Below are 24,030 nucleotides of genomic sequence, written 5' to 3'. Positions count from 1 at the left end.
CCCCACCCCCCCCCCCCCCCCCCCCCCCCCCCGCTTCTGCCTACTCCCACTCGATAGTCCCCGGCGGCTTGGACGTCACGTCCAGCACGACTCGGTTGACGTCGGCAACCTCGTTGGTGATGCGCGTCGAGATAATCTCGAGCACCTCGTAAGGCACGCGCACCCAGTCGGCGGTCATCGCGTCCTCGGAAGCGACGGGGCGCAGCACGATCGGGTGCCCGTAGGTACGGCCGTCGCCCTGGACGCCGACCGAGCGGACGTCGGCAAGCAACACAACGGGGCACTGCCAGATCTGCTCGTCGAGACCGGCGCGGGTGAGCTCCTCGCGCGCAATCGCGTCGGCCGCGCGCAGCGTCTCGAGGCGCTCCTCGGTGACCTCACCAACGATGCGGATGCCCAAGCCCGGGCCCGGGAACGGCTGACGGTTCACGATGACCTCGGGAAGGCCGAGCTCACGGCCCACAGCGCGGACCTCGTCCTTGAACAGAAGGCGCAGCGGCTCGACGAGCTCAAACTCGACGTCGTCAGGCAGACCACCGACGTTGTGGTGGCTCTTGATGTTGGCGGTACCGGTGCCGCCGCCCGACTCCACCACGTCCGGGTAGAGGGTACCCTGCACGAGGTAGTCGACCTTGTGGTCGGAGAGAACGTCGGCAACGGCACGCTCGAAGGAGCGGATGAACTCCGCGCCGATAGCCTTGCGCTTCGCCTCAGGCTCCGAGACACCGGCGAGCTTGTCCAAAAACGCGCGCCGCTCGTCCACCGTCACCAAGTTCGCACCGGTGGCTGCCACGAAGTCGGTCTCCACCTGCTCGCGCTCGCCCTGGCGCAGCAGGCCGTGGTCGACGAACACACAGGTGAGGCGGTCCCCGATGGCGCGCTGCACGAGCGCCGCCGCGACAGCGGAATCAACGCCACCGGACAGGCCGCAAATGGCGCGGCCGTTCTCACCGACCTGCTCGCGCACCTGCTCGATGAGCTGCTCCGCAATGTTGGAGGCAGTCCAGTTCTGCTCCAGGCCCGCGATCTCGGTGAGGAAGCGGGTCAAAACCAGCTGGCCGTGCGGGGAGTGCATGACCTCAGGGTGGTACTGCACACCAGCGAAGCGCTTCTCAGCGTTCTCGAATGCCGCCACGGGCGCACCCGGGGTCGAGGCGGTGACCTCGAAGCCCTCCGGTGCTTCGGTGACAGAGTCACCGTGGCTCATCCACACGGAGTGCTCCTCTGCGAGGCCAGCGTGGAGGATGCCCGACGAATTCTTCATCGCGGTGCGGCCGTATTCGCGCGCACCGGTCTTCTCCACCTTGCCGCCGAGTGCCTGGGTCATCACCTGGAATCCGTAACAGATGCCAAAGATGGGCAGGCCGAGCTCGAAGATGTCCTTGTCGAGCTGCGGGGCGCCTTCTTCGTAGACGGACGAAGGGCCACCTGAGAGAACCAGGGCGACCGGGTTCTTTTCTTTCACCTCAGCGGCCGTGATTGTCGACGGCACCACTTCGGAGTACACGCGTGCTTCACGCACGCGACGGGCGATGAGCTGGGCGTATTGGGCGCCGAAATCGACGACGAGTACGGGACGCGTTCCGGGAGTAGTCACGCACCAGATCTTAACCCACAACAGGCCCGACCCATATCTGGGCCGGGCCTGCGTGCGAACTTAAGGGCAACCCTAACGGTTCATGGCAAGATCGACCTTCTGGAATGCCTTGACATCGGTGTAGCCGCACTTCGCCATAGCGCGGCGCAGGCCACCAACCAGGTTCATCGTGCCGTACGGGTCACTCGCCGGGCCGTTGAGCACGGCTTCGAGGGGCTGGCGCTCCTCGGTGTAGCCGATCGGTGCGACGGAACCGCGCGGGAAACGCGGGTGCGCCGACGGAGCCTCCCAGTAAACGCCATGGCCCGCGGCTTCCCGTGCCGCGGCCAAGGGGCGGCCAACCATGACGGCATCGGCTCCGCACGCGATCGCCTTGGCGATGTCGCCGCTGGTACGGATCTCGCCGTCGGCTATGACGTGCACGTAGCGGCCACCCGTCTCATCGAGGTACTCGCGGCGCGCAGCGGCCGCATCCGCGATCGCCGTCGCCATCGGAACACCCAAGCCGAGGGTCTGCGAGCTATTCGTGTTTCCAGAGCCGACGATGATGCCGGCGGCGCCCGAGCGCATCAGGTGCGTGGCAGTGGTGTAATCGTGCACGCCTCCGGCGATGACGGGGACCTCGAGGGAACCGATGAACTCCTTCAGGTTGAGCGGTTCGCCACCGCTTTGCACGTGCTCGGCGGAGATGATCGTGCCGTGGATGAAGAGGATCTCTGCACCGGCCTTCACCACGACCGGTGCGAGCTCGCGCGCATTTTGCGGGGAGACGCGCACACCGACGGTGGCTCCGGATTCACGCACCTGCGCGATGCGCTCGGACAGCAGGTCGTAGTCCAGCGGAGCCGCGTGCAGCTCCTGCAGGGTCTTGGTCGCGGAGTGGCGCGAGCGCAGGACTTCGTCCATGCGCGCGAAATCCTCCGAGACGGCACCGATGTTGGAGACCTTGGCTACCGCGTCCTCGAAGGAGGCGTGGCGGCCAATCAGTCCCTCGGCGTTGAGCACGCCAAGGCCACCGAGGCGTCCCATCTCGATGGCGAACTCCGGGCTGGCCAGAGCGTCCGTCGGGTGGGACAGGAGCGGGAACTCAAACGCGTACGCGTCGATATTCCAGCTCGTATCCACGTCCGAGGCAGACCGAGTGCGCCTCGCGGGCACCAGGGAAATGTCGTCGAGCTTGTAGGCCCGACGTGCCTCGCGGCCGATTCCGATTTCGACGTAGTCGCGCATGAGTGGCTGCTCCTTCTAGCTGCGGTAGTTCGGCGCTTCGACGGTCTGGGTGATGTCGTGGGGGTGCGACTCACGCAGGCCTGCGGTGGTGATCTGGACGAACTGACGCGTTTGCAGCTCTTCGATAGACGCAGAACCGGTGTAACCCATCGCCGCGCGCAGTCCGCCGACGATCTGGTGGGTGATCGCGTCGATCTCGCCGCGGTAAGGAACGCGGCCTTCGATGCCCTCCGGCACCAGCTTCTCCTCGCTGGTCACGTCGGCCTGGAAGTAACGGTCCTTGGAGAAGGAACGCTTCTCACCAGACAGGCCGCGGCCCTGCATCGCGCCCATGGATCCCATGCCGCGGTAGCGCTTGTACTGCTTGCCGCCAACCACGACGATGTCGCCCGGTGCTTCCTTGGTGCCGGCGAGCATCGAACCGAGCATGACGGTCGACGCGCCCGCGGCGAGAGCCTTGGCGACGTCACCGGAGTGCTGCATACCGCCGTCGGCGATGATGGGCACGCCCGCGGCGCGCGCCGGAACGCTGGCCTCGAGAATCGCGGTGATCTGCGGGGCTCCCACACCTGCGACGACGCGGGTGGTGCAGATGGAGCCCGGGCCGATACCGACCTTGATCGCGTCGGCGCCAGCCTCAACCATGGCCTTCGCTGCCTCGCGGGTGGCGAGGTTACCGCCAACCACGTCGACGCGGTCGCCGAAGTCCTTCTTCACACGCGAGACCATCTCGAGCACGCGGTTGTTGTGGGCGTGGGCAGAGTCGACCACAAGCGCGTCCACGCCTGCCTCGACGAGCAGCGCCGCACGCTGGTAGGAGTCCTCGCCGGTGCCGATGCCGGCTGCGACGAGCAGGCGGCCCTGGGCGTCCTTGGACGCGTTCGGGTACTGCTCGCTTTTAACGAAGTCCTTGACCGTGATCAGGCCGGTGAGCTTGCCCGCGGAATCGACGATCGGCAGCTTCTCCACCTTGTTGGCGCTGAGCAGGGACAGCGCTTCGCTCTTGCTCACGCCGTCCGGGGCAACGACGAGCGGCATAGCCGTCATGACCTCGGTGACGCGGCGGCCGTAGTCCGGCTCGAAGCGCATGTCACGGTTGGTGATAATGCCCACGAGGGTGCCGTCTGCGTCGACAACCGGTAGCCCCGAAATGCGGAAGCGGGCGCACAGATCGTCAACGTCGCCGACGGTCATATCGGGCGAAGCGGTAACCGGGTTGGAGATCATTCCGGACTCGGAGCGCTTCACCAGATCGACCTGCTCCGCCTGGTCCTGAGCGCTGAGGTTGCGGTGCAGCACGCCGATGCCGCCCTGGCGCGCCATCGCAATCGCCATCCTGGACTCGGTGACAGTGTCCATGGCCGCGGAGGCGACCGGCATGTTCAACCGGATGTTGCGGGTGAACTGCGTGGAGGTGTCGACCTCACCCGGCACGATGTGGGACTCCGCTGGGAGGAGGAGGACATCATCGAACGTCAGGCCCCGCAGTGCAATCTTGTTGGGGTCGTCTCCACCCGTTTGGACCCGATTCTGAACGTCGTCTCGTCCCATTAAAGTGCTTCTCCTTCACGCGCGTCATCACATGCCCTGATGTTTCACACATGATATAACGGCCATCCAAATTCGACACTGTCCGTCCGATCAGGCGTCGCAAAGCGCCTCATGCACACCCGTGGTGAAGCGGTGGTGAACCCGCGGAAGCCCGCGGGCGCGCTCGCCCCGCCGTTACTGCACCTAGAGGGAATTGCCCCGGCCACACGGGCGCAATATGGTGATTTGTTGTGAACTACGACGACATGATGCCCCTCGACCCGTTCGCGGACGACCCCAATGACCCGGCATCCTTCATCGAGGACGACGAGGTTGCTGTGCCGCTGTCGCCCGAGGAACGCGTCGATGTCACACGCGACCTGGCGCAGGTGCGCGAATTCAAAGCTGTGCTCAAGCCACGCGGCATCCTCGGCATCTACTTCATGTGCGAAGACTGCGACCAGATGCACTACTACAACTGGGAGATCATGGAGGCGAACATGCTCGCCAGCCTCCGCGGCGAGTTGCCTCCCGTCCATGAGCCCAGCGCGCAGCCCAACGTCGAGGCGTATGTCCCGTGGGATTATGCGCTCGGCTACTTGGATGGCCTCGACGCGCGCTAGGAGGGCGCGCGCCCGGGCGGCAACCTAGCTTCCTTCAGCGACGCCCTCTGCCGGAGCGTTAGCTGTCGCCAACGGGTCCACGAACGCGTCAGGCCCGGTCGGGACCGGCGCTGGCTCAGCACTGCGGGTCGATGTGGGCGCAGGCGAGCTCACTGGCGGGCGGGACGGAGCCGTTACCGTCACCGTGACCACGCTGGTGACGGTCGCAGTTTCCGTCTCGGTGGCTGTTGCCACGCTCGGCGCCTCTGCCGGGACCGGTTCGACCGGTGCAGCGGGGGCGGGCTCTGGGCGATCGGGCGAGACGGTGACGGATTCCGTTGCAACCGATGTTGTCGTCTGCGGGGTCGGGTGGTGCTCGTCCTTGTTGAGGTTCTGAATTGAATCCACCAGCAAGCGTGCTTGCTCGAGAAGCTTGCGTGCCCCATCGGCGTCGCCGGACTTGTTGGCGGCGTCAAGATCCTCGAGCGTTCCGGCCAGTTCTACGACCGCAGCACGGTCACCGAAGACGGCGGTGGACGCCCCCCACAGCGGGGAACCCGGGGTAGCGCCGTAGAGGGCAGCACCGCTGCCGACTACAGCAACGGTTGACGCCGCAGCGCCCAACAGGGCTGCAGCCCACGGGCTGACGCGGCGACGCGAACGAGCGCTATCGAGGGAAGCCACGTTCGCCTCGGCGCCTGCGGAATCGCTAGATTCCTCATGCTCCCCCGGCTCCCCGACGAGCGGCGCCGACGGCATCGGACGCTCGACGTCGGCACGCAGCGCGAGAAAGAGCTCTCCAAGTTCATCGTCTCTCGTGTTCTCGCCACGCGACAAGGCGGTGAGGAATGCGTCATCATCCATGACGGGACCCAAGAGCGCAGAAAGCTCACGAGGCTGGTCCTCGTGTTCGCGTCGGTTCATGGTGTGTTCCCTTCATCAATGGCCTGGCGCAACGTGGCTAGCGCTCGGTGCTGAGCGACCCGCACGGCACCTGCTGTGCCGCCCACGATTTCCGCAGTTTCCTCCGCCGATAGCCCGACGAACACCCGGAGAATCAGGATGTTTCGAGCTTTGTCACTTAGTAAATCGAGCAGTTCCCTCACTCTGTTACTACCGTCGCTGACCAGCGCAAACTCCTCCGGGGTTCCACCGGTGTACTCCTGATCCGGAACCTCATCGGTGGGGCTGATCCGGTCACGCGCCATAGCGCGGTGCGCGTCAGCGACCTTGTTGAACGCGATGCCATAAACAAAGGCCATAAACGGCCTGCCCGTGTCGACGTAGCGGCCGATAGATGTGGCGACGGCGAGGCAGATCTCCTGGGCAACGTCGTCCGCCGTGGGAGTGCGCCCGCCGCCGATACGAGCACGGGCATAGCGCAACACCGGCGGGTGGATCAGTCGGATAATGTCCTGGATCGCGCGCTGGTCGCCACGCACGGCCTTCGGCACGAGTGCCGAAAGGGCGGAGTCGAGGTCAGTTTTCGACATCGCATTCCTCCCTGTGGCTGGACACGGCGAACAAGACCGCGCGGACATCGTCCCCGCCACCCGGTACCGCCCGAACACGCCTGGGCGGATGCGCACGTTTGCGTGTGCGTTCACCTCGAGCGGCGCGATTTACTCAATTGCCCATCTATCCTACGCCCCAGATCCACTTCTCGTGCAGGAATCTGGCTGAGAAGGAGCGCGGTGCAGCGCCGGGCGACCGTGTGGAGGCGCACCTGGACATCGCCAGAAATTCACCCATCTTTAACCTGCAAAGAAACCCCAGTGTATGGGCATGTTTTTTGCAGGGTTCGGCCGTGCCGCAACTACCTGTTACTCATCCGATACCTAGCGTTTACCGAAGTCGGTGATCATTCGGGAGCAAGCGCGGCACCGGCACTCAGCGGCACTTCTGCGCTTTGCGGGACTTATATCTATCGGACACCGAAGTTAATAAGGAGCTCCAGTTCATGTCGCAGCCCCACCTGCTCCCTGGCCCCAACGCAGACTTCTGGGATTGGCAGCTCCACGGCGCTTGCCGTGGCGAGGCCTCCGAGGTTTTCTACCACCCGGACGGGGAGCGAGGCCGCGCCCGCGCTCAGCGTGAAAACCGGGCCAAGGCTATCTGCTACTCCTGCCCCGTCCTGACCCAGTGCCGCGACCACGCGCTCAAGGTCGCGGAGCCCTACGGCATCTGGGGCGGCATGAGCGAGGCAGAGCGCCAGTCCCTGCTGCGCGGTGCCTCACGCGGCAGCGTCGCTCTCACCGCCTCGTCACGCTAGGCCAGCCTTCTCCGTACGCATTTTCGGTACCAGGGCAAGGAAAAGCCCGGGGCCTGCCCCTTTTTCGCAGGGACGCCCCGGGCTTAATTGCCCCTCAGAGCCTGTGATCGTCAGACGCGATACCAGGCCCTAACACCAGGCTTAGTGTGCGTGGCCGTGCCCGTGGCCGGCGTGGGAGTCGTTCTCCTCGGCAGGCTTGGTCACGACGGACGCCTCGGTGGTGAGGATCATCCGCGCCACAGAGGTCGCGTTGACCACGGCGGAGTGGGTGACCTTCACCGGGTCGATGATGCCGGCCTCCAGCAGGTTGCCGTACTCGAGCGTCGCGGCGTTAAAGCCCTCGCCGTTGCCGAGCTCCGCGATCTTCGCCACGACGACGGAGCCGTCGAGACCAGCGTTCGCGGCAATCCAGAACGCCGGCTTGGTCATCGCGCGGGCAACCGAGAGGACACCGATCTTCTGCTCACCGGTGAAGTCCTCGGCGAACGCCTCGAGCTCCTTGGCAATCTGGACGAGTGCGGAGCCACCGCCGGCCACGATGCCCTCCTGGGCTGCGGCGCGGGCTGCGTTGATGGCGTCCTCGACGCGGAGCTTGCGCTCGTTGACCTCGGTCTCGGTGGCTGCACCGACGCGCAGGACGGCGACACCACCCGACAGCTTGGCCAGGCGCTCTTCCATCTTCTCGCGGTCCCAGGTGGAATCCGTCGCCTCGATGTCGCGGCGGATCTGCTGGCGGCGCTCCTCGACGGCCTCGGCGGTGCCGGCACCGTCGACGATGACGGTGTCGTCCTTCGTCACAGTGATGCGGCGCGCAGAGCCGAGCTGCTCCAGCGTGACATCCTTGAGGTTGATGCCCACCTCGGGGTCGATCACGGTGGCGTCGGTCACCACGGCGAGGTCGTCCATGAAGGCCTTGCGGCGCTCACCGAAGTACGGGGACTTCACGGCGACGACCTTGAGTGCCTTGCGGATGGAGTTGACCACGAGGGTCTGCAGCGGCTCGCCATCGACGTCCTCGGCGATGATGAGCAGCGGCACGGACTCGTTGGCAATCTGCTCCAGCAGCGGCAGGAAGTCCGGCAGCGAGGAGATCTTGTTGCGCACGAGCAGCACGCGAGCGTCCTCGAGCACGGCCTGGCCGGCGTCCGGGTCGGTCATGAAGTACGGGGACAAAAAGCCCTTGTCGAAGGAGATACCTTCGGTGATGTCCACGTAGGACTCGATCGACTGGGACTCCTCGACGGTAAGGACACCGTCCTTGCCCACCTTGTCCATGGCTCCGGCAACCATCTCGCCGACCTCGGGGTCGCGCGAGGACACGGTGGCCACGTTGGCGATCTCGGTGGAGGAGGACACCTCGGTTGCGCGGTTGCGCAGCTCCTCGACGACCTTGTCGGCCGCCGCACGGATGCCCTTGTTCAGCTCAATGGGGTTCGCGCCAGCTGCGACGTTGCGCAGGCCCTCGTAAACGAGTGCCTGGGCGAGCAGGGTCGCGGTGGTGGTGCCGTCGCCGGCGATGTCGTTCGTCTTGACCGCGACGGACTTGACCAGCTGGGCACCAAGGTTCTCAAACGGGTCCTCGAGGTCAATGTCGCGGGCGATGGTCACGCCATCGTTGGTGACGGTCGGGCCGCCCCATGCCTTGGACAGCACGACGTTGCGGCCGCGGGGGCCGAGGGTGACCTTGACGGCGTCGGCAAGCGTGTCGACACCCTTCTGGATACCCTCGCGGGCCTCCTGGTCAAATGCAATAAGTTTTGCCATTGGTGGCTAAGCCCCCTTAATTACTTCTCGACGACGGCAAGCAGGTCGCGGGCGGAGAGAAGCAGGTACTCCTCGCCGTTGTACTTCAGCTCGGTTCCGCCGTACTTGGAGAACACGACGGTGTCGCCCTCCTTGACGTCGACGGCGACGCGGTTGCCGTTGTCGTCCAGGCGACCCGGGCCTACTGCGATGACGACGGCTTCCTGCGGCTTCTCAGCTGCGGAATCGGGAATAACCAGGCCGGAGGCGGTGGTGGTCTCAGCCTGGGCGATCTGGACGAGAACCTTGTCTTCGAGCGGCTTGATGTTGACGTTTGCCATGATCAACGACCTTTCGTGTGTTGAGCTTTACAATTGAGCGATTACGCAGGTTTTAAGGGGACTGCAGCCGTCGTCGCGGGTGAACAACTGAGCTCTTAACAACCGTGTTAGCACTCTACCCTTACGAGTGCTAACACTCAACCTTTCCGGCGCTCTACACCAGCGGAGTTTCGACCTCAAGAGACGGGTTCGTCGCCGCCCCTAGCGGCGAAGGCTCAGCACCCTCGTGGATGAGCTGCGCGGCCAGCGCCGCGATCATCACGCCGTTGTCGGTACACAGGGAGAACCGCGGGATCCGCAGCTCGATGCCGCGCGCAGCGCACCGCTCGGCCGCCAGCTCGCGGAGCCTGGAATTAGCCGCCACTCCCCCGCCGAGCAGCAGCGTGCGCGCGCCCGTGTCCTCACACGCCATGACAGCCTTCGCGGTGAGCACGTCGCACACTGCCTCCTGGAACGACGCGCACACGTCCTCCACCGAGATCACGCGCCCCTCGCGCTCGGCGGCCTCGACGTAGCGGGCCACCGCCGTTTTCAGCCCAGAAAACGAGAAGTCGAAGCGGTGCTCGCCGCGTAGGTCCTCGGCCTTGCTCAACCCCCGCGGGAACGCGATCGCGTTGCGGTCGCCTTTCGCCGCTAGCTTGTCGACGACCGGCCCACCCGGATACCCCAGCCCCAGCAAACGGGAGACTTTGTCGTAGGCCTCGCCGGCGGCGTCGTCAAGCGTCGAGCCCACCTCGCGCATGGGCTTGCCCACTGCTTGAACCTCAAGGAGCTGCGTGTGGCCCCCGGAGACAAGCAGCGCGATGGAGTGTGGCAGCTCGCGTGCGTCATCCAGGTTCGCCACCGCGACGTGGCCACCTAAGTGGTTGACCCCGAAAAACGGCACGCCCCACGCGGCGGCGTAGGCCTTGGCTGCCGACGCCCCGACCAGCAGCGCTCCCGCAAGCCCTGGGCCCACGGTGGCGGCGACGGCGTCGGGTTTATCCACCCCTGCTTCGCGCAACGCGGCCGCCATCACCTGCGGCATGGCCTCGAGGTGGGCGCGCGAGGCGATCTCGGGCACGACACCGCCGAAGCGGGCGTGCTCCTGCATGGAGGACGCGACAGAGTCGGCGAGCACCTCCATCTCACCGTCCGCTCCGAGGCGCACCACGCCCACTCCAGTCTCGTCGCAGGAGGATTCGATCCCCAGAACAATCATCGTGACTTCCTCTCCCGTTCACTCGCGCGGTGGCGCATCATCGAAAACGCGTCCGCCCCCGAAGGTTGGTAGTAGTTCTTCCGCACCGCCAGGCGGATGAAACCGTAGCTTTCGTACATCGCCACGGCGGGTGCGTTGTCGGTGCGCACCTCAAGAAACATCGGCCCGTCCATCAGGTCCGCAGTGTGGACGAGGTTGTCCATCATGGCTCGGCCAATCCCCTGACCTTGGTAGGCGGGGTCAACGCCAATGGTGTGGACCTCGAACTCGGGGTCGTCACGCGGGCCGAGCATCGCCACACCCGCGTACCCCACCAAGGTTTCGTTGCCGTCTACCTCGTCAAAAGTACCGAGGTAGAAAGTGTAGGGGTGCGCAAACTGGGCGACGAACACGTCACGCGACCACGGACTGTCGTTGGCGAAAAGCACGTGCTCTAGCTCGGCGACCTTAGTCGCGTCCGCAATCGTGAGCTCACGTACCTTCATCGCGCGGACCCGGCGGCGGAAATATCCACGTCCGGAATCGCCGGCGACTTCGGCTTCGGTGTCGGCGGCACCGCATCGGGTCGGCGCAGGTAGTGCGGCACCAGCAGCGCCGGCTCGGAGTCGAGGTCAGCCACCGCGACCAGGGCGGCGGGCGTTGGAGACTGGTACACCGTGTTCCGGGCCTCGACGTTGAGTGTCTCCGCTAGATGCTGCGGGACGCTGAGTACCGCGACGTCGCCGTCGATAAGCACTGCCCCCGGCGCGGTGACCTCCGGGCCGGCGACACGTCGCCCATTGACGTAGTGGGCCCAGTACACCTCGCGGCGGCGCGCATCCGTGACCACTAGAGCGGAGTCGGCGGCCAGGGCGTGGGCGACGGCGTCGTGCGTCACCACCCCATGGACAGGCACACCGAGGGCCTGCCCGAGAGCAGACGCCGTGGCCATCCCGACCCGCAAGCCGGTGAAGGGCCCGGGCCCACAGCCGACAACCACAGCGCCGATGTCGGTGAAGGCCAGCCCTGCGGTGTCGAGAAGCGACTGCACCGTGGGAACGAGCTGCTCGTTGTGCGCGCGGGTCTCGACGATCGACTCCGCTATTGTCTCACCCGTCTCGCTGTCGACCACGCCCGCGATCAAATCCGTTGTGGCTGTATCGAGGGCGAGGACGATCACTGCGCGTTCGCCCCCAGGGTCCAGGTGGCGTTGTCCATGTAGAACGGCAGCGGGGTGTTCAGCGGGTACGGCTGATCCATCGGAACGGTGCAGATGTTGACCGCCTGGAGGTTGACGCGATCCAGCACGACCTCATCAGTCTGCGCGGACAGCAGGATCATGTAGCCGTACGGGCCGGTGAGGTTGACGTCCGCCTCCGTCAGGCCGAGCTGATCCATCTTGGCGGCGGCGAGCTGCGGCGGCTCATTCGGGCAGAGGCTCAGGTAGCCCGCGAACTCGGACGCGTCATAAACCCGCGCTGGGTCGACGAGCTGGCCCACGGTTGCATCGCCTGCAGCCGGCGTACTGTGCAGTAGCGCCTGCTCGAGCGAGTTGGTGTGCCCGGTCTGCACCCCCGATGCAGCCCGCGTCTGCGGGACGACAATGATCGCGGCGAGGACCGCCAGCCAGAAAAGAACTGCGAGGACGACCCAGCTTCGGTGCTTGTTGCTCAGCTTCAACATAGTTGCCAAGCCTACATTCCTCCCCGGACACGGGAAGCCTATACGTCAGCGTCAGCGTGTGAACTGGTGTCAGAGTCAGGTCCCCCACCGACGACGCGCCACGAAATGATGCGCGCCTCCGAGTCCGGATCCTGCTCCACGAGTGTGGTGCGGTCCAACTCGATGAGCAGGTAGCCGCCGGCGATCTGCTCGACCAACCCGCCGCCCCACTCGGCTACGACCACGGCGCCGAGAAGATCCGTATCCAGATCCAGAGCATCCAGCTCACCCAAGGGGTCGCCGGAGGAGCCCTCCCCCAACAGCCGGTACGCATCGACGTGGATCAGCGCGGGGCCGCGGCCAAGCGAGGGGTGCTCGCGAGCGATAACGAACGTCGGGCTGGTGACGCGCCCGCGCACTCCTAGCCCCTGAGCGATGCCCTGCGTCAGGGTGGTCTTGCCCGCACCGAGCGGGCCATCGAGGATCACCACATCCCCGGCACGCAGGACGCTGCCCAGCTCACGGCCCAGCGCCGCTGTCTGCGCCGCCGTGTCACAGACGCGCTGCCCCGCTACTGCGAATTCGCCTCTCATCGGTCCTCCTCCGCGTAGGTGCGCACGGTGCGACCGCCCGGGGCGCACACGACCTCATAGTTAATGGTTCCGGCTCGCGCGGCAAGCTCCGTAGCGCTGAGCCCGCCCTCGCCGAACAGGACGGCCTCGTCGCCTGCAGCAACGCCGCCGGCATTGTCGCCGAGCCAGACGACGATCTGGTCCATGCAGACGCGCCCGACCTGCGGGTAGAGGCGCCCGTTGATGCCGACCTCAAGGTACCCCTGCCACGCGCGAGAGACCCCGTCGGCGTAGCCGGCAGAAACCACGGCGGTCATCCCGTCGGCCGGCGCGTTCCACGTCAGGCCGTAGCTCACGCCCTCGCCGGCGTGGACAGGCTTGACCGCGAGCACGCGCGCCACCCACGTCATCGCCGGGCGCAGCCCGTTGTCCGCATCCTCCACGGGCTCGTGCCCGTACAACGCAATGCCGGGGCGCACCATGTCAAGGCCGAGGTCCTCCCGTGACAGCACAGTGGGCGAGTTCGCAATGTGGGCGCACTCGATGGCGAGCCCGTGGGCGCGGGCTGCGGCAAGAGCACGGCGGAACGTGTCCGCCTGGGCGTCGGAGTAGGTCCCGTCTGCGGAATCGGCGCACGCCAAGTGGGACATGAGGCCGACGACGTTCAGTCCGGCGCGCTGCGCCAGAGCAAAGGCCTCGTCCCACTCTTCCTCGTCGACCCCGGCACGGTTCATGCCCGTGTCGACCTTGATGTGGACGGGGTTGGTAAAGGAGGCGTCGATAAGCGCGCGAAGATGGCGAATGCTCGGCGCAGCGACCTCGATACCGTCGGGGATGGCCTGGCCGGGAACCCACAGCCACGCGAGGACCGGAAGGCCGGTCAGCTCGCGCACGACGCTGGCTTCGGCGAACGTGGCGACCCCGAATGCGTCCGCGCCGGCGGCTTCCATCGCTGGCACGACGCGCTCAACGCCATGGTTGTATGCGTTGGCTTTGACCACGCACATCACCCGGGCATCCCCGGCGCGCTGTTTGACTGTGCGCACGTTATGCGCGATCGCCGCGAGATCGATCCGGGCTTCGAGCAAGTTCATGCCGCCCACTTTAAACCAGGTGCACGACACCGAGGCCGATGAGCAGCACCGAAACCGCCCAGGTCGCCGCAAGCGTCATCGTCCGCGGGTTCGCCCGCGCCCACACGAAGGCGTGCCCCGCCAGGCTGTCGGGGCGAGCGCGCACCCACCCGACGAGGAAAGCGCATAGCGTTGGCAGGCTGAGCGCGACCGTCGCGTAGAGAACGAGCGACACGTAGCGCACCAACGGGTCGATGCCGGCGGCCGACAACACCGCCAGCCCCAGGTAGAACGGCGCCGAGGTGGCGGACTGCACGACCCCGAGCACAAACCCGGTCACCACAGTCAAAGGGTTCGGAGTCCGCAGCGGGCGCATGATCTTGTCGATCAACGCCGAATTATCCCCGCCTTTTAGAGCCAGCAGGCCGACTACAAGGCCAGTGGCGATGAGCACCGTCGCAAAGGCGGGGCCTTCGACGAAGCTCTGGACGACCTCCCCCAGCCCGTCGAAAATAACGAGCATGACCAGCGCCAAGGTGGCCACGCCGAGCCAGTCCCCGGCGATGAGCAGCGCCGTAATCGGCGCATAACGGCTTCTCCCCGACGCGCTCGCGCGGGGGGAGACGATGCCCACGGCCACGATCACACCGATGAGAAGCAGGTTGATCGAGTCAATGAAGGCCAGCGATAACGCACTGAGCACGGTAGACCGGCTCTCCTCTCGGGCAGTCGCCTACTCGACGGTAACGGACTTGGCCAGGTTGCGCGGCTTGTCAATGTCCTCGTTGCCGTTCTCGCGCGCGATATCCGCGGAGAGGAACTGCAGAGGAACCGTGGCCAGCAGCGGCTGCATGATGGTCGGGGTCTGCGGGATGCGGATAAGCCAGTTCGCGAAGGGCTCGACGGCGGTGTCACCGTCTTCCGCAATCACGATGGTCTTTGCACCGCGGGCGCGGATCTCCTGAATGTTGGACACGATCTTCGAGTGCAACTGGGAGACGCCGCGCGGGCTCGGCACGATGACCACGACGGGCAGATCGTCCTCGATCAACGCGATTGGGCCGTGCTTGAGCTCGCCTGCCGGGAACCCTTCGGCGTGGATGTAGGCCAGCTCCTTGAGCTTGAGCGCGCCCTCGAGGGCGATGGGGAAGCCCACGCCGCGGCCGAGGAAGAGCATCGTCTTGATCGCGCCCAGGGTCGAGGAAATGTGCTTGATCTTCTCCTGGACCTCGAGGACCTCTTCAATCTTGGACGGAATCGCCTCGAGCTCATCCCAGATCTGGCGGATCTCGTCGGGGTACTTCGTCCCCTTCGCCTGGGCGAGCGCCAGGCCGACGATGTAGTTCGCGGCAACCTGGGCGAGGAAGGCCTTCGTCGAGGCCACACCGATCTCCGGGCCGGCGTGGGTGTAGAGCACAGCGTCGGATTCGCGCGGGATCTGCGAACCGTTGGTGTTGCACACCGCCAGCACCTTTGCGCCCTGGGTCTTGGCGTGGCGCACTGCCTCGAGGGTATCTGCGGTCTCGCCCGACTGCGAGATCGCGAGAACGAGCGTGCGCTCGTCGAGGATCGGATCGCGGTAACGGAACTCGGAAGCCACCTCGATCTGCACCGGGATGCGCACCCAGTGCTCGATGGCGTACTTCGCAGCCAAGCCAGAGTGGTAGGCGGAACCGCAGGCGACCACGAACACCTGGTTGAAGGACTTCAGGTCGTTCTCGGTGAGGTTGTTCTCGTCAAGGGTGACACGCTCCCCGTCCCAGTGGCCCGCGAGCGTGTCGCGCACGGCGGCCGGCTGCTCGAAGATCTCCTTGAGCATGAAGGAGTCGAATCCGCCCTTCTCCGCGGCCTCCAGGTCCCAGTCAATGACGAACGGGGTGCCTTCACCCTCAGTGCCATCGAAGTTGAGGATCTCGTAGTTGTCCTTGTCAATGATGACAACGGAATCCTGGCCGAGCTCCACCGCGTTCTTGGTGTGCTCGATAAATGCCGCAACGTCGGAACCGAGGAACATCTCGCCCTCGCCAACGCCCACCATCAACGGGGTGGAGCGGCGCGCAGCGATGATCTGGTCGGGGTGGTCAGCGTGGAGGAACAGCAGGGTGAAGGCGCCCTCGAGGCGGTTAAGGACCTTCAGCGCGGAAGCGCGGAAGTCACCCGCCGTGTCGCCGTCGTTGTACGCCAGGGCGAGCAGGTGCGCCGCGGTCTCGGAATCGGTCTCGGAGGCGAACGTGATGCCTTCCTTTTCAATCTCTTCGCGCAGGGGGCCGAAGTTCTCGATGATTCCGTTGTGGACGATCGCCACCTTGCCGTCGAAAGAGAGGTGCGGGTGGGCGTTCTCATCCGTCGGGCGGCCGTGCGTTGCCCAGCGGGTGTGTCCGATGGCGGTGGTGCCGGCGAGGTTCTCACGGCCGACCTCGGCGATCTTGTCCTCCAGGTTGGCGAGCTTGCCGGCACGCTTCACCACAGAGAAATCCCCGCTGCCCGCCACCGCGATACCTGCGGAGTCGTACCCGCGGTACTCCATCCGACGCAGCGCCTCAAGCGCGATATCCAGCGACGCGCGCTGGCCGACGTATCCCACGATTCCACACATGGGAAACAGGATACATCCCCAACCCCGCGCACCTATTCCCCGACGGCCCTGGCACGCGCCCCAACCCCCGCCATGTGCGTGCGGCATCACGTATCCTTGTCCACGTGTCTGCGAAACTGAAGAATCTCTCCGACCTGACCAACCGTGGCCCGCACCAGGTGATGGAAGGCGACCTCGGCTACACCGGTCTGCCCGGTGTGCTCTACGCCCCCGCCGAGGGAACGGACCTTCCGGCTGTTGCTTTCGGCCACGATTGGACGCGCAGCGTCGCCGATTACCGCAACACCCTGCGCCACTTGGCCAGCTGGGGCATCGTCGTAGCGGCTCCCGATACGGAAACGGGTCTTAACCCCGACCATGCCGGCCTCGCAGCTGACCTGGAGACCACCCTGCAGATCCTCGCTGGCGTGCGCCTCGGCAACGGCAACATCACCGTCGCCCCCAGCAAGCTCGGCCTCGCCGGCCACGGCATGGGCGCGGGCGCGGCGACCCTGGCCGCTGTCGAAAATGAGAAGCTCGCCGCGGTCGCCGCAGTTTTCCCTGCAGCCACGGCCCCTTCAGCTATCGACGCCGCCCGAAACCTCTTCGTCCCCGGCATGGTGATCGGACCGGACTCGGACGCAAACGCGATTTTCGATCCCGGCAACCCCGCCGCGCTGGCCTACAACTGGGCCGGTGAGGTGGTCTACCGGGTGGTGAAGAACGGCAGCCAGAACAACTTTGCGGAAGACGGAATGGCCAAGCGCCTCATCGGGCTCGGTGCCCCGAACCGCCGCGTCCAGTCGACCGTACGCGCCCTGCTCACCGGGTACTTCCTTCACCAACTAGGTGGCGACAAGGACTACGAGGCGTTTTCTGAAGTCGATGCATCCGGTAAGGGTGTCAGCTCCATGTTCGGTGAGGAGCTGGCCAAGCACGCGGGGTTGACTCCAAACGACAACGGACTACCGATCCACTAGGTCTCGGCACCGGGTTCTTCGCGCCGCAGTACGCCTTGGACACGGCGGTTGCGTTGGGGGCGATACGCGCCCAGGGGAACATCGGTCGGACGCTTGAGGTTTAACTCGCGGGCCAACTGCTGGTGTCGCGCCGTCTGCTCCATCTGGCGGCGCGATTCGCGTATGGCCGCCTCGAAGTCCATCATTCGTTTCGCCGTGCGGATCTTGTACTGCTCCGCAAACTCGATGAAATCCATCACCACTCCCCCGTCTTCTTGATCCGCGACTCACCGGCGGGTTGCACCGGCACAGACTCCTGCACGTTATGTACCTCGAGGGGCACCTCCGCTCCCTGCACCTCAGCGGCGACAACCGGCTGAGGATCAAGATGCGGGCTGGGCGCACCTGCGTCGTATCCCCCCGACACACCATCACCCACCGCCACGTCTCCCGCAACCGCAGGCTGCGTGAACGCTGCGAGCTTCGCAGCCGGCGCGGGCGGCTCCTCCACAACGGCCAGTTCCACAGGCGGCGGGATCACTCCTTCCGCCACGGGCGGCTCAGGTGGGCACTCGGTCTCTGGAGCAGGTTCTGGCTCTGGCGCTGGTTCCGGTGCTTGCGAGGCGCCGCACTCCACCGGCGCGCACTCCTGAGCTACAGGCTCAACCTCAGCGGGCGGGCACGGCGGTGGTTCGCAGATGACGGCGGCCGCCTCAGCAATTGCCGTTGTTGCCGCCTCTGTAGCGCAACGCATCAGGGCATCCAGGCCAGTGGTTATCGATGCCGCGCTCATCGCACCCACAGTTCCAATGACTCGTGCGGCAGCCTCAACGTCGCATTCTGGGGCGGGCGGGCAGGCGTGCACGTTGACGCACAGCTCTGCGTTTACGGACGCCTGAATGGATCCCACTGCCGCGGCGTGCGTCTTGCTTGGCATATCGACCGCAGGTGGTGCGGCTACCGGCGCAGCACCAGGCGGTGGTGGCTGAGGCGGTTGAGGCAGTGCCGGGGCCGCCGAAGCAGGGGTGGTGCACAGCGCTTCTGCATTCGCAGTGGGCGCGGGTGCCGGGGAGGTTGCGGGTGCTGGTGCAGCGGGGACGTTGACCGCCTCTGGGGCACCGCACTGCGGGCTCAGGCCAGCAGGGGGCGGGCACTCGAACTGGGCGACCGGCTTGGGCTGGTGCTGCTGCGCTTCGTTGCACCGCCTGGTGCATTCAGCGAGGCATCCCTCGATGCACGAATTGCGGTCCTGGGTCGTCGCTTTCACGTGCGTTAGCGACTCAATGACGAGGCCGAGCACGAGCGTGCCCACAGCGCCAACCGGGTGACGTCGGGCCAAGCCGATGGCGACCGCGGCGAGATCGAGCAGCACTGACGAGGCTGTGTCGGAGGTCGCAGTCACCTCCTCGATGGCAGTGCAGCATTCCTCGATTGCCCGGCAGAGCTCGTTGACGTTGTTGCACTGCGTGCTCTCGTCGCAGCGGCGCGTCTCCTCATCTTTGCTGATGCCGATGGATGCGAACCAGTCACCGGCCCCGGAAACAAGGGCGCCAACACCGTAGGCGATTCCGTCGGCGAGCACCCTTTCAAGCACTCCCCGCCCGAGACGGGAGAAGCCACCACCGCCTGAGCGACCACCGGCGAGCTTCTCAGCACCAGCGCGCACGAGGTCGAGGTTCATCCCAGCTGTCCGCCGGTAGTCCTGGGTGATCGAGGCGACTAGATCGTGGATGACGGCTACCTGGGCCGGGTTCGGCGTGGGAAGTGAGCTGGCCTCGGCGGCGATGTGTGAAAGCTTGTCTAACACCACAGTCATCGGGTGCCCCTCCCGCCAAACTCGGCCGCGTTCGAGGTGTCGTGTGCCTCGACGGCGTCGACAAGCGAAAGGATCTGCTCCCACGCTTCGACCCTGTTCTCGAGGAACGAAATGGTCAAACTGTGGATGTCGGTCATCGCAGCCGACAGTGAGCCCGCGGAATGAGCGAACCCCTCCCCGACGGCTGTTGCCGGAAACTCTGATGGTTGCGCACCGAGCTCGGCGATGAGCTGGCGGTGTTCTTCTATGGCCGCGCCGAGTCGCGCGCGCATGTCGTCTGGATCGACGCTCAACGCAACGTCGTTCATTGTCCCCCCCAACAAAGGCGTTTCCCCGCGGGTTGCCCGGACAAGGCCGGGCAACCCGCCCACATCATTGCACCTTAGTTAGACTCCCCGAACCGCGCCGCGGTTCCCTACACCGCGACACTTTCTGCGCACCCTTCGTATAAGACGCCTATACCGCTGCGACGACAGCGGCGAGGCGACCTGCAACCTTGCGCGCGATCTCCGAATCCGAGGCCTCGACCATCACGCGGAAGAGCTCCTCGGTACCCGACGGACGCAGCAGCACGCGGCCGGTGTCTCCGAGCTCTGCTTCCGCGGCGGCGATGCCCTCGCGCACGGTGGCGTCATCGAGAATGCGCGCCTTGTTTGAGACAGGCACGTTGATCAGGACCTGCGGCAACACCTGCATGACTGCGGCAAGTTCGGCGAGGGACTTGCCGGTCTGCGCCATGCGCGCCATGAGCATCAGGCCGGACAGTGTACCGTCACCCGTCGTCGCATGGGCGGGCACGACGATGTGGCCGGACTGCTCGCCGCCGAGCGAGTAATCCCCGCGCCCGAGCTCCTCCAGGACATAGCGGTCGCCGACCTTCGTCTCCTTAATCTCGATGCCCTCGCGCTGCATCGCCAGCTTGAGACCAAGGTTGCTCATCACGGTGGTTACGAGCGTGTTCTTGTGCAGGCTGGCATCGTCTTTCATGCCCTTGGCAAGGATCGCCATGATCTGGTCGCCGTCGACAATGTTGCCTTCAGCGTCCACCGCTAGGCAGCGATCGGCGTCGCCGTCGTGGGAAAGACCAATGTGCGCACCGTGCTCGACAACCGCGGCCTGGATCTTGTCCATGTGGGTGGAGCCGGAGCCGTCGTTGATGTTGAACGCGTTCGGCTCGTTGTAGATCGCCACGACTTCCGCACCGGCGGCCTCGTATGCGGCAGGTGTGACCTCGGAGGCGGCGCCGTTGGCGCAATCCACCACGACCTTGATGCCGCTCAAATCAGTACTCACGGCATCCTTCAAGTGCGCGAGGTAGCGCTCGCGCGCATCCGGAGCCTCTTCGATCACACGCCCGATGGCAGTACCGGTCGGGCCCGTCTCATCGAGGTCGTACATTGCTTGCTCGATGCGGTCTTCGACGTCGTCGGGAAGCTTCTTGCCGCCCGCGGAGAAGAACTTGATGCCGTTGTCCGGCATCGGGTTGTGGGAAGCGGAAATCATCACGCCAATGTCGGCGCCGTAGTCGTCGGTAAGAAAAGCAAGCCCCGGGGTAGGAATAACGCCGACGCGGAGCACGTCAACGCCTTTCGACGCCATCCCGGCCGCCATCGCGGCCGCCAGCATCTCGCCCGACACACGCGGGTCGCGACCAATAATCGCTGTTGGCCGACGCTGGCCCTTCCCAGTCTTCTCAGTAAGTACCACGGCCGCCGCCGCTCCCAGCTTGAGGGCGAGTGGCGCAGTCAGCACCTGGTTGGCCAGTCCGCGCACGCCGTCAGTTCCAAACAGTCGAGTCATGCGGATAATTATGCCTGACCCCGTTTCACGCACCTGCGTACGGTGCACACACGCAGAAATGGCGAAAGCCGCCCCGCTGGAATCCAGCGAAGCGGCATACACCGTGACAACCAGCGATTAACGCTTGGAGTACTGCGGCGCACGGCGGGCCTTGTGCAGACCAGCCTTCTTGCGCTCGACCGCACGAGCGTCACGGGTGAGCAGGCCAGCCTTCTTCAGGGTCGGGCGCTCAGCCGGGTTGTACAGGTTCAGGGCACGCGCGATAGCGAGGCGCAGAGCACCGGCCTGGCCGGTCGGGCCGCCACCGGAGATGTTGGCCTTGATGTTGAACTGGCCCTCGCGCTCGAGAAGGGTGAGCGGGGTGAGGATGTCCTGCTGGTGCAGCTTGTTCGGGAAGTACTCCTCGAACTCGCGACCGTTGACGGTGATGGTGCCCTCGCCCTCGGTGACGGTCACGCGGGCAATGGCGCGCTTACGACGACCGACGGTCTGGATCGGACCCTCGTGCAGGGAAACCGGCTCAACGGCGATCTCAGAGTCAGCCTCAACCTCGGGAGCAATGGCGTCACCGATGGTGTAGTTGAACTCCTCGGTGGCAGCGGTAGCTGCGTCGATGTCGGTGCCGAGGTTCTCTTCTGCGTGGTTCTGCGGATCAGTCATTACTGTGCCACCTGCTTAAACTCGAAGGTTTCCGGCTTCTGAGCTGCGTACGGGTGCTCGGAGCCGACGAAGACGTGAAGCTTCTTGATGGACTGGCGGGAGAGGCGGTTGTGCGGCATCATTCCGCGCACAGCCTCTTCGATGACGCGATCCGGACGCTCGTCGAGAGCGCGGCCCAGGGTCATGGACTTCAGACCACCCGGGTAACCGGAGTGGCGGTAGCGCATTTCGCGGTCGCGCTTGTTGGACGAGATGTGGATCTTGTCGGCGTTGATCACGATGACGTGGTCGCCGGTGTCAACGTTCGGTGCGAACTGGGGCTTGTGCTTGCCGCGCAGGATGTCCGCTGCGGTCGAAGCGAGCTTGCCCAGCACCACGTCGGTGGCGTCGATGACGTACCACTTACGGGTGATGTCACCGCTCTTCGGGTGGTAAGTAGACATGCATGACTCCTTAAAGTCTGTCTAGTGAGCTGCCGGCCATCAGGAGTGTGCGAGGTACTTCCCAACGGCGGCCGGTGGAGACCCGAGGGGAAGTGCGCAAGGCACCCAAGCACACAGGCGTTAAAGATTACGGGATAGGCGGGACAAACACCAAAAAGGACAGGACCGCCGCATCGCTGCGACGGCCAATAAGAAGGTGCGCAGCAACAAACCCCCGACAACCAAGTTGCCGAGGGTTTGAAGAAAGTGAGAGCTAGCTGAGCTTCGGTGTACCGAGAGAGACACCGTCCAACGAGGTTTCTACGTGGTCAGCCCGGTAGGCACGCAGCCTCACCCCGAGCTTATCGGTGCCAGGGTTGATCGTGTAAGTGTAGTCGACTGCCGGGCCGCGGTTCACACGCACTGATTCAACGAGCTTTCCGTTCCGGTAAATCTCGGCGACAAAGTAAGCGGCATCCGACCTGGCGCTATCAGCATCATTCCAACCAAGCGTGGTCGAAAACTTCGTATAGCCATTCACACTCGGATTACCGATGGTCAAAGTCACGTCTCTGAAGTTCCGCGCTTTATACGAGTTCGGGTACGGAGTCCCGTTGAAAACCACCTGCACATTTCTATCAAAATAAGTAGCGACGACGTTGTCGTAGTTGATCACCAGCGTCGGCTCTACCGGCTGCTGCTGACGCGAAGTGGAGACCACGGAAGTGGAGACCACCGAGGTGGACGGGCTCGCAGAGGTAGAGGGGCCAGCAGCGCCCGAGTCAGACGAGCCGGCGGAACTGATACCTGCGATGAGAGCAACGAGCGCAGTGATGAGAGCTGCGACGGCGCCTACCAGCTGCTCCACACGGCCGGAGCGGATGAGACTCACAATATCGGGCATTGAGGGGATCCTCTCAGAAAAAAAGGGGGCTTTGGGGTTTCGTCCATGAATCTAGCAGAGAGTTTTCGGTTCAGCCACAGTAGTTAGCGGTAATGAACTTTTGCGTATGTGCCCGGGTCGGACATCCGTTCGAAAGGTCAACCTCCACCGGCTCCGCCGTGCACGAAAGACAGGACCGCCGCATCGCTGCGACGGTCCTGCTGCCCCGATATTTGTGAGTTAGTGTCTTGCGCGGTGAGCACCACGCCTCGGCGCAGACGCCCCACGCTCCCCCAAGCGCGGTATCAGCCCTGCGGCGCGGTGCGGTGCAAAGTCGGCTTCCCAACGCCGGAGGCGTCCATCCCCCGTGATTGTTCCGGCGCTGGCAGTCTCTTTACGTGGCGAGCTCGAAACGAGACGTCGCCGCTACTTAGTTAGGACCAGCTCGCAGCAGCCGCAGCGTTGACGGCCTTCATGCGGGCGTTGCCCTCCTCCACCGTCGATGCGATCGTGCGGAGGATGGTGTTGAGCTCGTCTGCAGCCTGGTCCCACTTCTGCTGGTGCGCGGCGTAGGCCTGCGCAGCCTCGCCTTCCCAGGTGGAAACCATCGGCTGGAGCATGCTCTTGAGGTCCGCGAGCTGGCCCGAGATCTTCGCTGCCGAGGCGTCCATGTCCTCTGCCGCGGCGGCCAGCTGCCCAAATCCGTACTTAATCTCCATTGTGTGTCCTTTCGCGCGTCTTTCGGATGAGTCGCAGCCCGGCAGCTACAGAGGCAGGCCTGCGGAGATGGAACGGAAGTCGTCGGTGTTGGAAGCGTCAACGCCCTCGAAGTGGTGGGCATTGTCGCGGATGTTGGTGGCGATGGCGGCAAGCGCCTCGCTCAGTCGGGCCTGCGCACTGTCGTAGCGCACCATGAGATCGTCGAAGCTGCGCTGCGCCTCACCACTCCAGAAGGAACGGGTGGACTCGGCAACCTGCTGAACCCGGTCGATTTCGATGTTGACGGCGGAATTGGTGTCGTCGACGCGCTCAGCGGCCGAGCGCATCACCTCGGCTTCCGTCCTGAACTGCTCCATTGCGGGAATCCCCCTCTTATTCGTCGCTGTGCTGGCG

Annotated in this window: 27 protein-coding genes; 3 read left to right on the top strand and 24 right to left on the bottom strand. The window is 65.1% G+C overall.

Translation table 11 applies throughout. The annotated features are described in order from the left end of the window. Positions 1-40: 40 nt before the first annotated feature. The 3 genes from guaA to guaB form a co-directional block, all read right to left on the bottom strand. Complete coding sequence (gene guaA, locus VVR41_RS02880; protein ID WP_368523508.1) at positions 41-1,597, bottom strand: glutamine-hydrolyzing GMP synthase; 1,557 nt, start codon at positions 1,595-1,597, stop codon at positions 41-43. A 72-nt stretch (positions 1,598-1,669) separates the two neighbouring features. After that, positions 1,670-2,827: a GuaB3 family IMP dehydrogenase-related protein gene (locus tag VVR41_RS02875; RefSeq protein WP_321102838.1), complete on the bottom strand. Its 1,158-nt coding sequence runs from the start codon at positions 2,825-2,827 to the stop codon at positions 1,670-1,672. Positions 2,828-2,842: 15 nt separating this feature from the next. Beyond that, positions 2,843-4,378, bottom strand: coding sequence for an IMP dehydrogenase (gene guaB, locus VVR41_RS02870; RefSeq protein ID WP_368523507.1), 1,536 nt, complete (start codon positions 4,376-4,378; stop codon positions 2,843-2,845). Positions 4,379-4,608: 230 nt separating this feature from the next. Here guaB and VVR41_RS02865 point away from each other — a divergent pair, with 230 nt between their 5' ends. Next, positions 4,609-4,980: a DUF5319 domain-containing protein gene (locus tag VVR41_RS02865; protein ID WP_321100795.1), complete on the top strand. Its 372-nt coding sequence runs from the start codon at positions 4,609-4,611 to the stop codon at positions 4,978-4,980. A gap of 24 nt (positions 4,981-5,004) precedes the next feature. On the opposite strand, the gene VVR41_RS02860 is transcribed toward VVR41_RS02865, so the two are convergent. Continuing rightward, on the bottom strand, positions 5,005-5,883 hold the full coding sequence (locus VVR41_RS02860) for a hypothetical protein (protein ID WP_368523506.1): 879 nt from the start codon (positions 5,881-5,883) through the stop codon (positions 5,005-5,007). Further along, positions 5,880-6,452: a sigma-70 family RNA polymerase sigma factor gene (locus tag VVR41_RS02855; RefSeq protein WP_321100791.1), complete on the bottom strand. Its 573-nt coding sequence runs from the start codon at positions 6,450-6,452 to the stop codon at positions 5,880-5,882. Before VVR41_RS02855 ends, VVR41_RS02860 begins: the two co-directional genes overlap by 4 nt. A gap of 467 nt (positions 6,453-6,919) precedes the next feature. On the opposite strand from VVR41_RS02855, the gene VVR41_RS02850 reads away from it, so the two are divergent. Further along, positions 6,920-7,231: a WhiB family transcriptional regulator gene (locus VVR41_RS02850; protein WP_368523505.1), complete on the top strand. Its 312-nt coding sequence runs from the start codon at positions 6,920-6,922 to the stop codon at positions 7,229-7,231. A 141-nt stretch (positions 7,232-7,372) separates the two neighbouring features. On the opposite strand, the gene groL is transcribed toward VVR41_RS02850, so the two are convergent. From groL to glmS, 10 genes are all read right to left on the bottom strand, one after another. Continuing rightward, the gene (gene groL / locus VVR41_RS02845) at positions 7,373-8,995 is read right to left on the bottom strand and encodes a chaperonin GroEL (protein ID WP_368523504.1); all 1,623 of its coding nucleotides are present in this window, start codon (positions 8,993-8,995) and stop codon (positions 7,373-7,375) included. Positions 8,996-9,015: 20 nt separating this feature from the next. Continuing rightward, positions 9,016-9,315, bottom strand: coding sequence for a co-chaperone GroES (groES, locus tag VVR41_RS02840; RefSeq protein ID WP_368523503.1), 300 nt, complete (start codon positions 9,313-9,315; stop codon positions 9,016-9,018). A gap of 154 nt (positions 9,316-9,469) precedes the next feature. Further along, entirely contained in the window at positions 9,470-10,516 is a 1,047-nt protein-coding gene (tsaD, locus tag VVR41_RS02835) for a tRNA (adenosine(37)-N6)-threonylcarbamoyltransferase complex transferase subunit TsaD (protein ID WP_368523502.1), read from the bottom strand. Then, a complete protein-coding gene (gene rimI, locus VVR41_RS02830; protein WP_368523501.1) occupies positions 10,513-11,001 on the bottom strand; it encodes a ribosomal protein S18-alanine N-acetyltransferase in 489 nt (162 codons plus the stop codon). The genes tsaD and rimI overlap by 4 nt, the downstream gene beginning before the upstream one ends. After that, the gene (tsaB, locus tag VVR41_RS02825) at positions 10,998-11,675 is read right to left on the bottom strand and encodes a tRNA (adenosine(37)-N6)-threonylcarbamoyltransferase complex dimerization subunit type 1 TsaB (RefSeq protein WP_368523500.1); all 678 of its coding nucleotides are present in this window, start codon (positions 11,673-11,675) and stop codon (positions 10,998-11,000) included. The genes rimI and tsaB overlap by 4 nt, the downstream gene beginning before the upstream one ends. Continuing rightward, the gene (locus VVR41_RS02820; protein ID WP_368523517.1) at positions 11,672-12,178 is read right to left on the bottom strand and encodes a hypothetical protein; all 507 of its coding nucleotides are present in this window, start codon (positions 12,176-12,178) and stop codon (positions 11,672-11,674) included. Before VVR41_RS02820 ends, tsaB begins: the two co-directional genes overlap by 4 nt. Positions 12,179-12,216: 38 nt before the next feature. Next, positions 12,217-12,750 (bottom strand): tRNA (adenosine(37)-N6)-threonylcarbamoyltransferase complex ATPase subunit type 1 TsaE, encoded by a 534-nt coding sequence (gene tsaE, locus VVR41_RS02815; protein WP_368523499.1) that lies wholly within the window; start codon positions 12,748-12,750, stop codon positions 12,217-12,219. Then, entirely contained in the window at positions 12,747-13,823 is a 1,077-nt protein-coding gene (alr, locus tag VVR41_RS02810) for an alanine racemase (protein ID WP_368523498.1), read from the bottom strand. The genes tsaE and alr overlap by 4 nt, the downstream gene beginning before the upstream one ends. 10 nt (positions 13,824-13,833) lie before the next feature. After that, positions 13,834-14,505, bottom strand: coding sequence for a hypothetical protein (locus tag VVR41_RS02805; protein ID WP_368523497.1), 672 nt, complete (start codon positions 14,503-14,505; stop codon positions 13,834-13,836). A gap of 30 nt (positions 14,506-14,535) precedes the next feature. Next, the gene (gene glmS / locus VVR41_RS02800) at positions 14,536-16,398 is read right to left on the bottom strand and encodes a glutamine--fructose-6-phosphate transaminase (isomerizing) (RefSeq protein ID WP_368523496.1); all 1,863 of its coding nucleotides are present in this window, start codon (positions 16,396-16,398) and stop codon (positions 14,536-14,538) included. A gap of 104 nt (positions 16,399-16,502) precedes the next feature. Here glmS and VVR41_RS02795 point away from each other — a divergent pair, with 104 nt between their 5' ends. Then, a complete protein-coding gene (locus VVR41_RS02795) occupies positions 16,503-17,357 on the top strand; it encodes an alpha/beta hydrolase (RefSeq protein ID WP_368523495.1) in 855 nt (284 codons plus the stop codon). Here the strand turns inward: VVR41_RS02795 and VVR41_RS02790 are convergent. The 9 genes from VVR41_RS02790 to VVR41_RS02750 form a co-directional block, all read right to left on the bottom strand. Further along, complete coding sequence (locus VVR41_RS02790; RefSeq protein ID WP_321103060.1) at positions 17,354-17,593, bottom strand: hypothetical protein; 240 nt, start codon at positions 17,591-17,593, stop codon at positions 17,354-17,356. The genes VVR41_RS02795 and VVR41_RS02790 overlap by 4 nt on opposite strands. Continuing rightward, entirely contained in the window at positions 17,593-19,152 is a 1,560-nt protein-coding gene (locus VVR41_RS02785) for a hypothetical protein (protein WP_368523494.1), read from the bottom strand. Before VVR41_RS02785 ends, VVR41_RS02790 begins: the two co-directional genes overlap by 1 nt. Then, positions 19,149-19,460 carry a hypothetical protein gene (locus VVR41_RS02780; protein ID WP_368523493.1) on the bottom strand — a complete coding sequence of 104 codons (312 nt, stop codon included), beginning with the start codon at positions 19,458-19,460 and terminating at the stop codon, positions 19,149-19,151. Before VVR41_RS02780 ends, VVR41_RS02785 begins: the two co-directional genes overlap by 4 nt. Positions 19,461-19,608: 148 nt before the next feature. Next, positions 19,609-20,952, bottom strand: coding sequence for a phosphoglucosamine mutase (gene glmM / locus VVR41_RS02775; protein WP_368523492.1), 1,344 nt, complete (start codon positions 20,950-20,952; stop codon positions 19,609-19,611). 117 nt (positions 20,953-21,069) lie between these two features. Continuing rightward, entirely contained in the window at positions 21,070-21,612 is a 543-nt protein-coding gene (rpsI, locus tag VVR41_RS02770; RefSeq protein ID WP_321103053.1) for a 30S ribosomal protein S9, read from the bottom strand. Beyond that, entirely contained in the window at positions 21,612-22,055 is a 444-nt protein-coding gene (gene rplM, locus VVR41_RS02765; RefSeq protein WP_321103051.1) for a 50S ribosomal protein L13, read from the bottom strand. The genes rpsI and rplM overlap by 1 nt, the downstream gene beginning before the upstream one ends. A 253-nt stretch (positions 22,056-22,308) precedes the next feature. Further along, positions 22,309-22,938 carry a hypothetical protein gene (locus VVR41_RS02760; protein WP_368523491.1) on the bottom strand — a complete coding sequence of 210 codons (630 nt, stop codon included), beginning with the start codon at positions 22,936-22,938 and terminating at the stop codon, positions 22,309-22,311. A 413-nt stretch (positions 22,939-23,351) separates the two neighbouring features. Beyond that, positions 23,352-23,636 carry a WXG100 family type VII secretion target gene (locus VVR41_RS02755; protein WP_321103909.1) on the bottom strand — a complete coding sequence of 95 codons (285 nt, stop codon included), beginning with the start codon at positions 23,634-23,636 and terminating at the stop codon, positions 23,352-23,354. Positions 23,637-23,681: 45 nt separating this feature from the next. Next, a complete protein-coding gene (locus VVR41_RS02750; RefSeq protein ID WP_321103910.1) occupies positions 23,682-23,993 on the bottom strand; it encodes a WXG100 family type VII secretion target in 312 nt (103 codons plus the stop codon). Positions 23,994-24,030 lie beyond the last annotated feature (37 nt).

The sequence above is a fragment of the Corynebacterium sp. LK2510 genome (assembly GCF_040946405.1).
Classification (GTDB): domain Bacteria; phylum Actinomycetota; class Actinomycetes; order Mycobacteriales; family Mycobacteriaceae; genus Corynebacterium.
This window is presented reverse-complemented; position numbering and strand designations above follow the sequence as displayed.

What these genes read in the sequence shown, in the direction of transcription:
- VVR41_RS02875 (WP_321102838.1), bottom strand. Translation starts at nt 2,827, where the DNA reads ATGCGCGACTACGTCGAAATCGGAATCGGCCGCGAGGCACGTCGGGCC.
- guaB (WP_368523507.1), bottom strand. Translation starts at nt 4,378, where the DNA reads ATGGGACGAGACGACGTTCAGAATCGGGTCCAAACGGGTGGAGACGAC.
- VVR41_RS02860 (WP_368523506.1), bottom strand. Translation starts at nt 5,883, where the DNA reads ATGAACCGACGCGAACACGAGGACCAGCCTCGTGAGCTTTCTGCGCTC.
- VVR41_RS02855 (WP_321100791.1), bottom strand. Translation starts at nt 6,452, where the DNA reads ATGTCGAAAACTGACCTCGACTCCGCCCTTTCGGCACTCGTGCCGAAG.
- VVR41_RS02850 (WP_368523505.1), top strand. Translation starts at nt 6,920, where the DNA reads ATGTCGCAGCCCCACCTGCTCCCTGGCCCCAACGCAGACTTCTGGGAT.
- groL (WP_368523504.1), bottom strand. Translation starts at nt 8,995, where the DNA reads ATGGCAAAACTTATTGCATTTGACCAGGAGGCCCGCGAGGGTATCCAG.
- groES (WP_368523503.1), bottom strand. Translation starts at nt 9,315, where the DNA reads ATGGCAAACGTCAACATCAAGCCGCTCGAAGACAAGGTTCTCGTCCAG.
- tsaD (WP_368523502.1), bottom strand. Translation starts at nt 10,516, where the DNA reads ATGATTGTTCTGGGGATCGAATCCTCCTGCGACGAGACTGGAGTGGGC.
- rimI (WP_368523501.1), bottom strand. Translation starts at nt 11,001, where the DNA reads ATGAAGGTACGTGAGCTCACGATTGCGGACGCGACTAAGGTCGCCGAG.
- VVR41_RS02820 (WP_368523517.1), bottom strand. Translation starts at nt 12,178, where the DNA reads ATGTTGAAGCTGAGCAACAAGCACCGAAGCTGGGTCGTCCTCGCAGTT.
- tsaE (WP_368523499.1), bottom strand. Translation starts at nt 12,750, where the DNA reads ATGAGAGGCGAATTCGCAGTAGCGGGGCAGCGCGTCTGTGACACGGCG.
- alr (WP_368523498.1), bottom strand. Translation starts at nt 13,823, where the DNA reads ATGAACTTGCTCGAAGCCCGGATCGATCTCGCGGCGATCGCGCATAAC.
- glmS (WP_368523496.1), bottom strand. Translation starts at nt 16,398, where the DNA reads ATGTGTGGAATCGTGGGATACGTCGGCCAGCGCGCGTCGCTGGATATC.
- VVR41_RS02790 (WP_321103060.1), bottom strand. Translation starts at nt 17,593, where the DNA reads ATGGATTTCATCGAGTTTGCGGAGCAGTACAAGATCCGCACGGCGAAA.
- VVR41_RS02785 (WP_368523494.1), bottom strand. Translation starts at nt 19,152, where the DNA reads ATGACTGTGGTGTTAGACAAGCTTTCACACATCGCCGCCGAGGCCAGC.
- VVR41_RS02780 (WP_368523493.1), bottom strand. Translation starts at nt 19,460, where the DNA reads ATGAACGACGTTGCGTTGAGCGTCGATCCAGACGACATGCGCGCGCGA.
- glmM (WP_368523492.1), bottom strand. Translation starts at nt 20,952, where the DNA reads ATGACTCGACTGTTTGGAACTGACGGCGTGCGCGGACTGGCCAACCAG.
- rpsI (WP_321103053.1), bottom strand. Translation starts at nt 21,612, where the DNA reads ATGACTGATCCGCAGAACCACGCAGAAGAGAACCTCGGCACCGACATC.
- rplM (WP_321103051.1), bottom strand. Translation starts at nt 22,055, where the DNA reads ATGTCTACTTACCACCCGAAGAGCGGTGACATCACCCGTAAGTGGTAC.
- VVR41_RS02760 (WP_368523491.1), bottom strand. Translation starts at nt 22,938, where the DNA reads ATGCCCGATATTGTGAGTCTCATCCGCTCCGGCCGTGTGGAGCAGCTG.
- VVR41_RS02755 (WP_321103909.1), bottom strand. Translation starts at nt 23,636, where the DNA reads ATGGAGATTAAGTACGGATTTGGGCAGCTGGCCGCCGCGGCAGAGGAC.
- VVR41_RS02750 (WP_321103910.1), bottom strand. Translation starts at nt 23,993, where the DNA reads ATGGAGCAGTTCAGGACGGAAGCCGAGGTGATGCGCTCGGCCGCTGAG.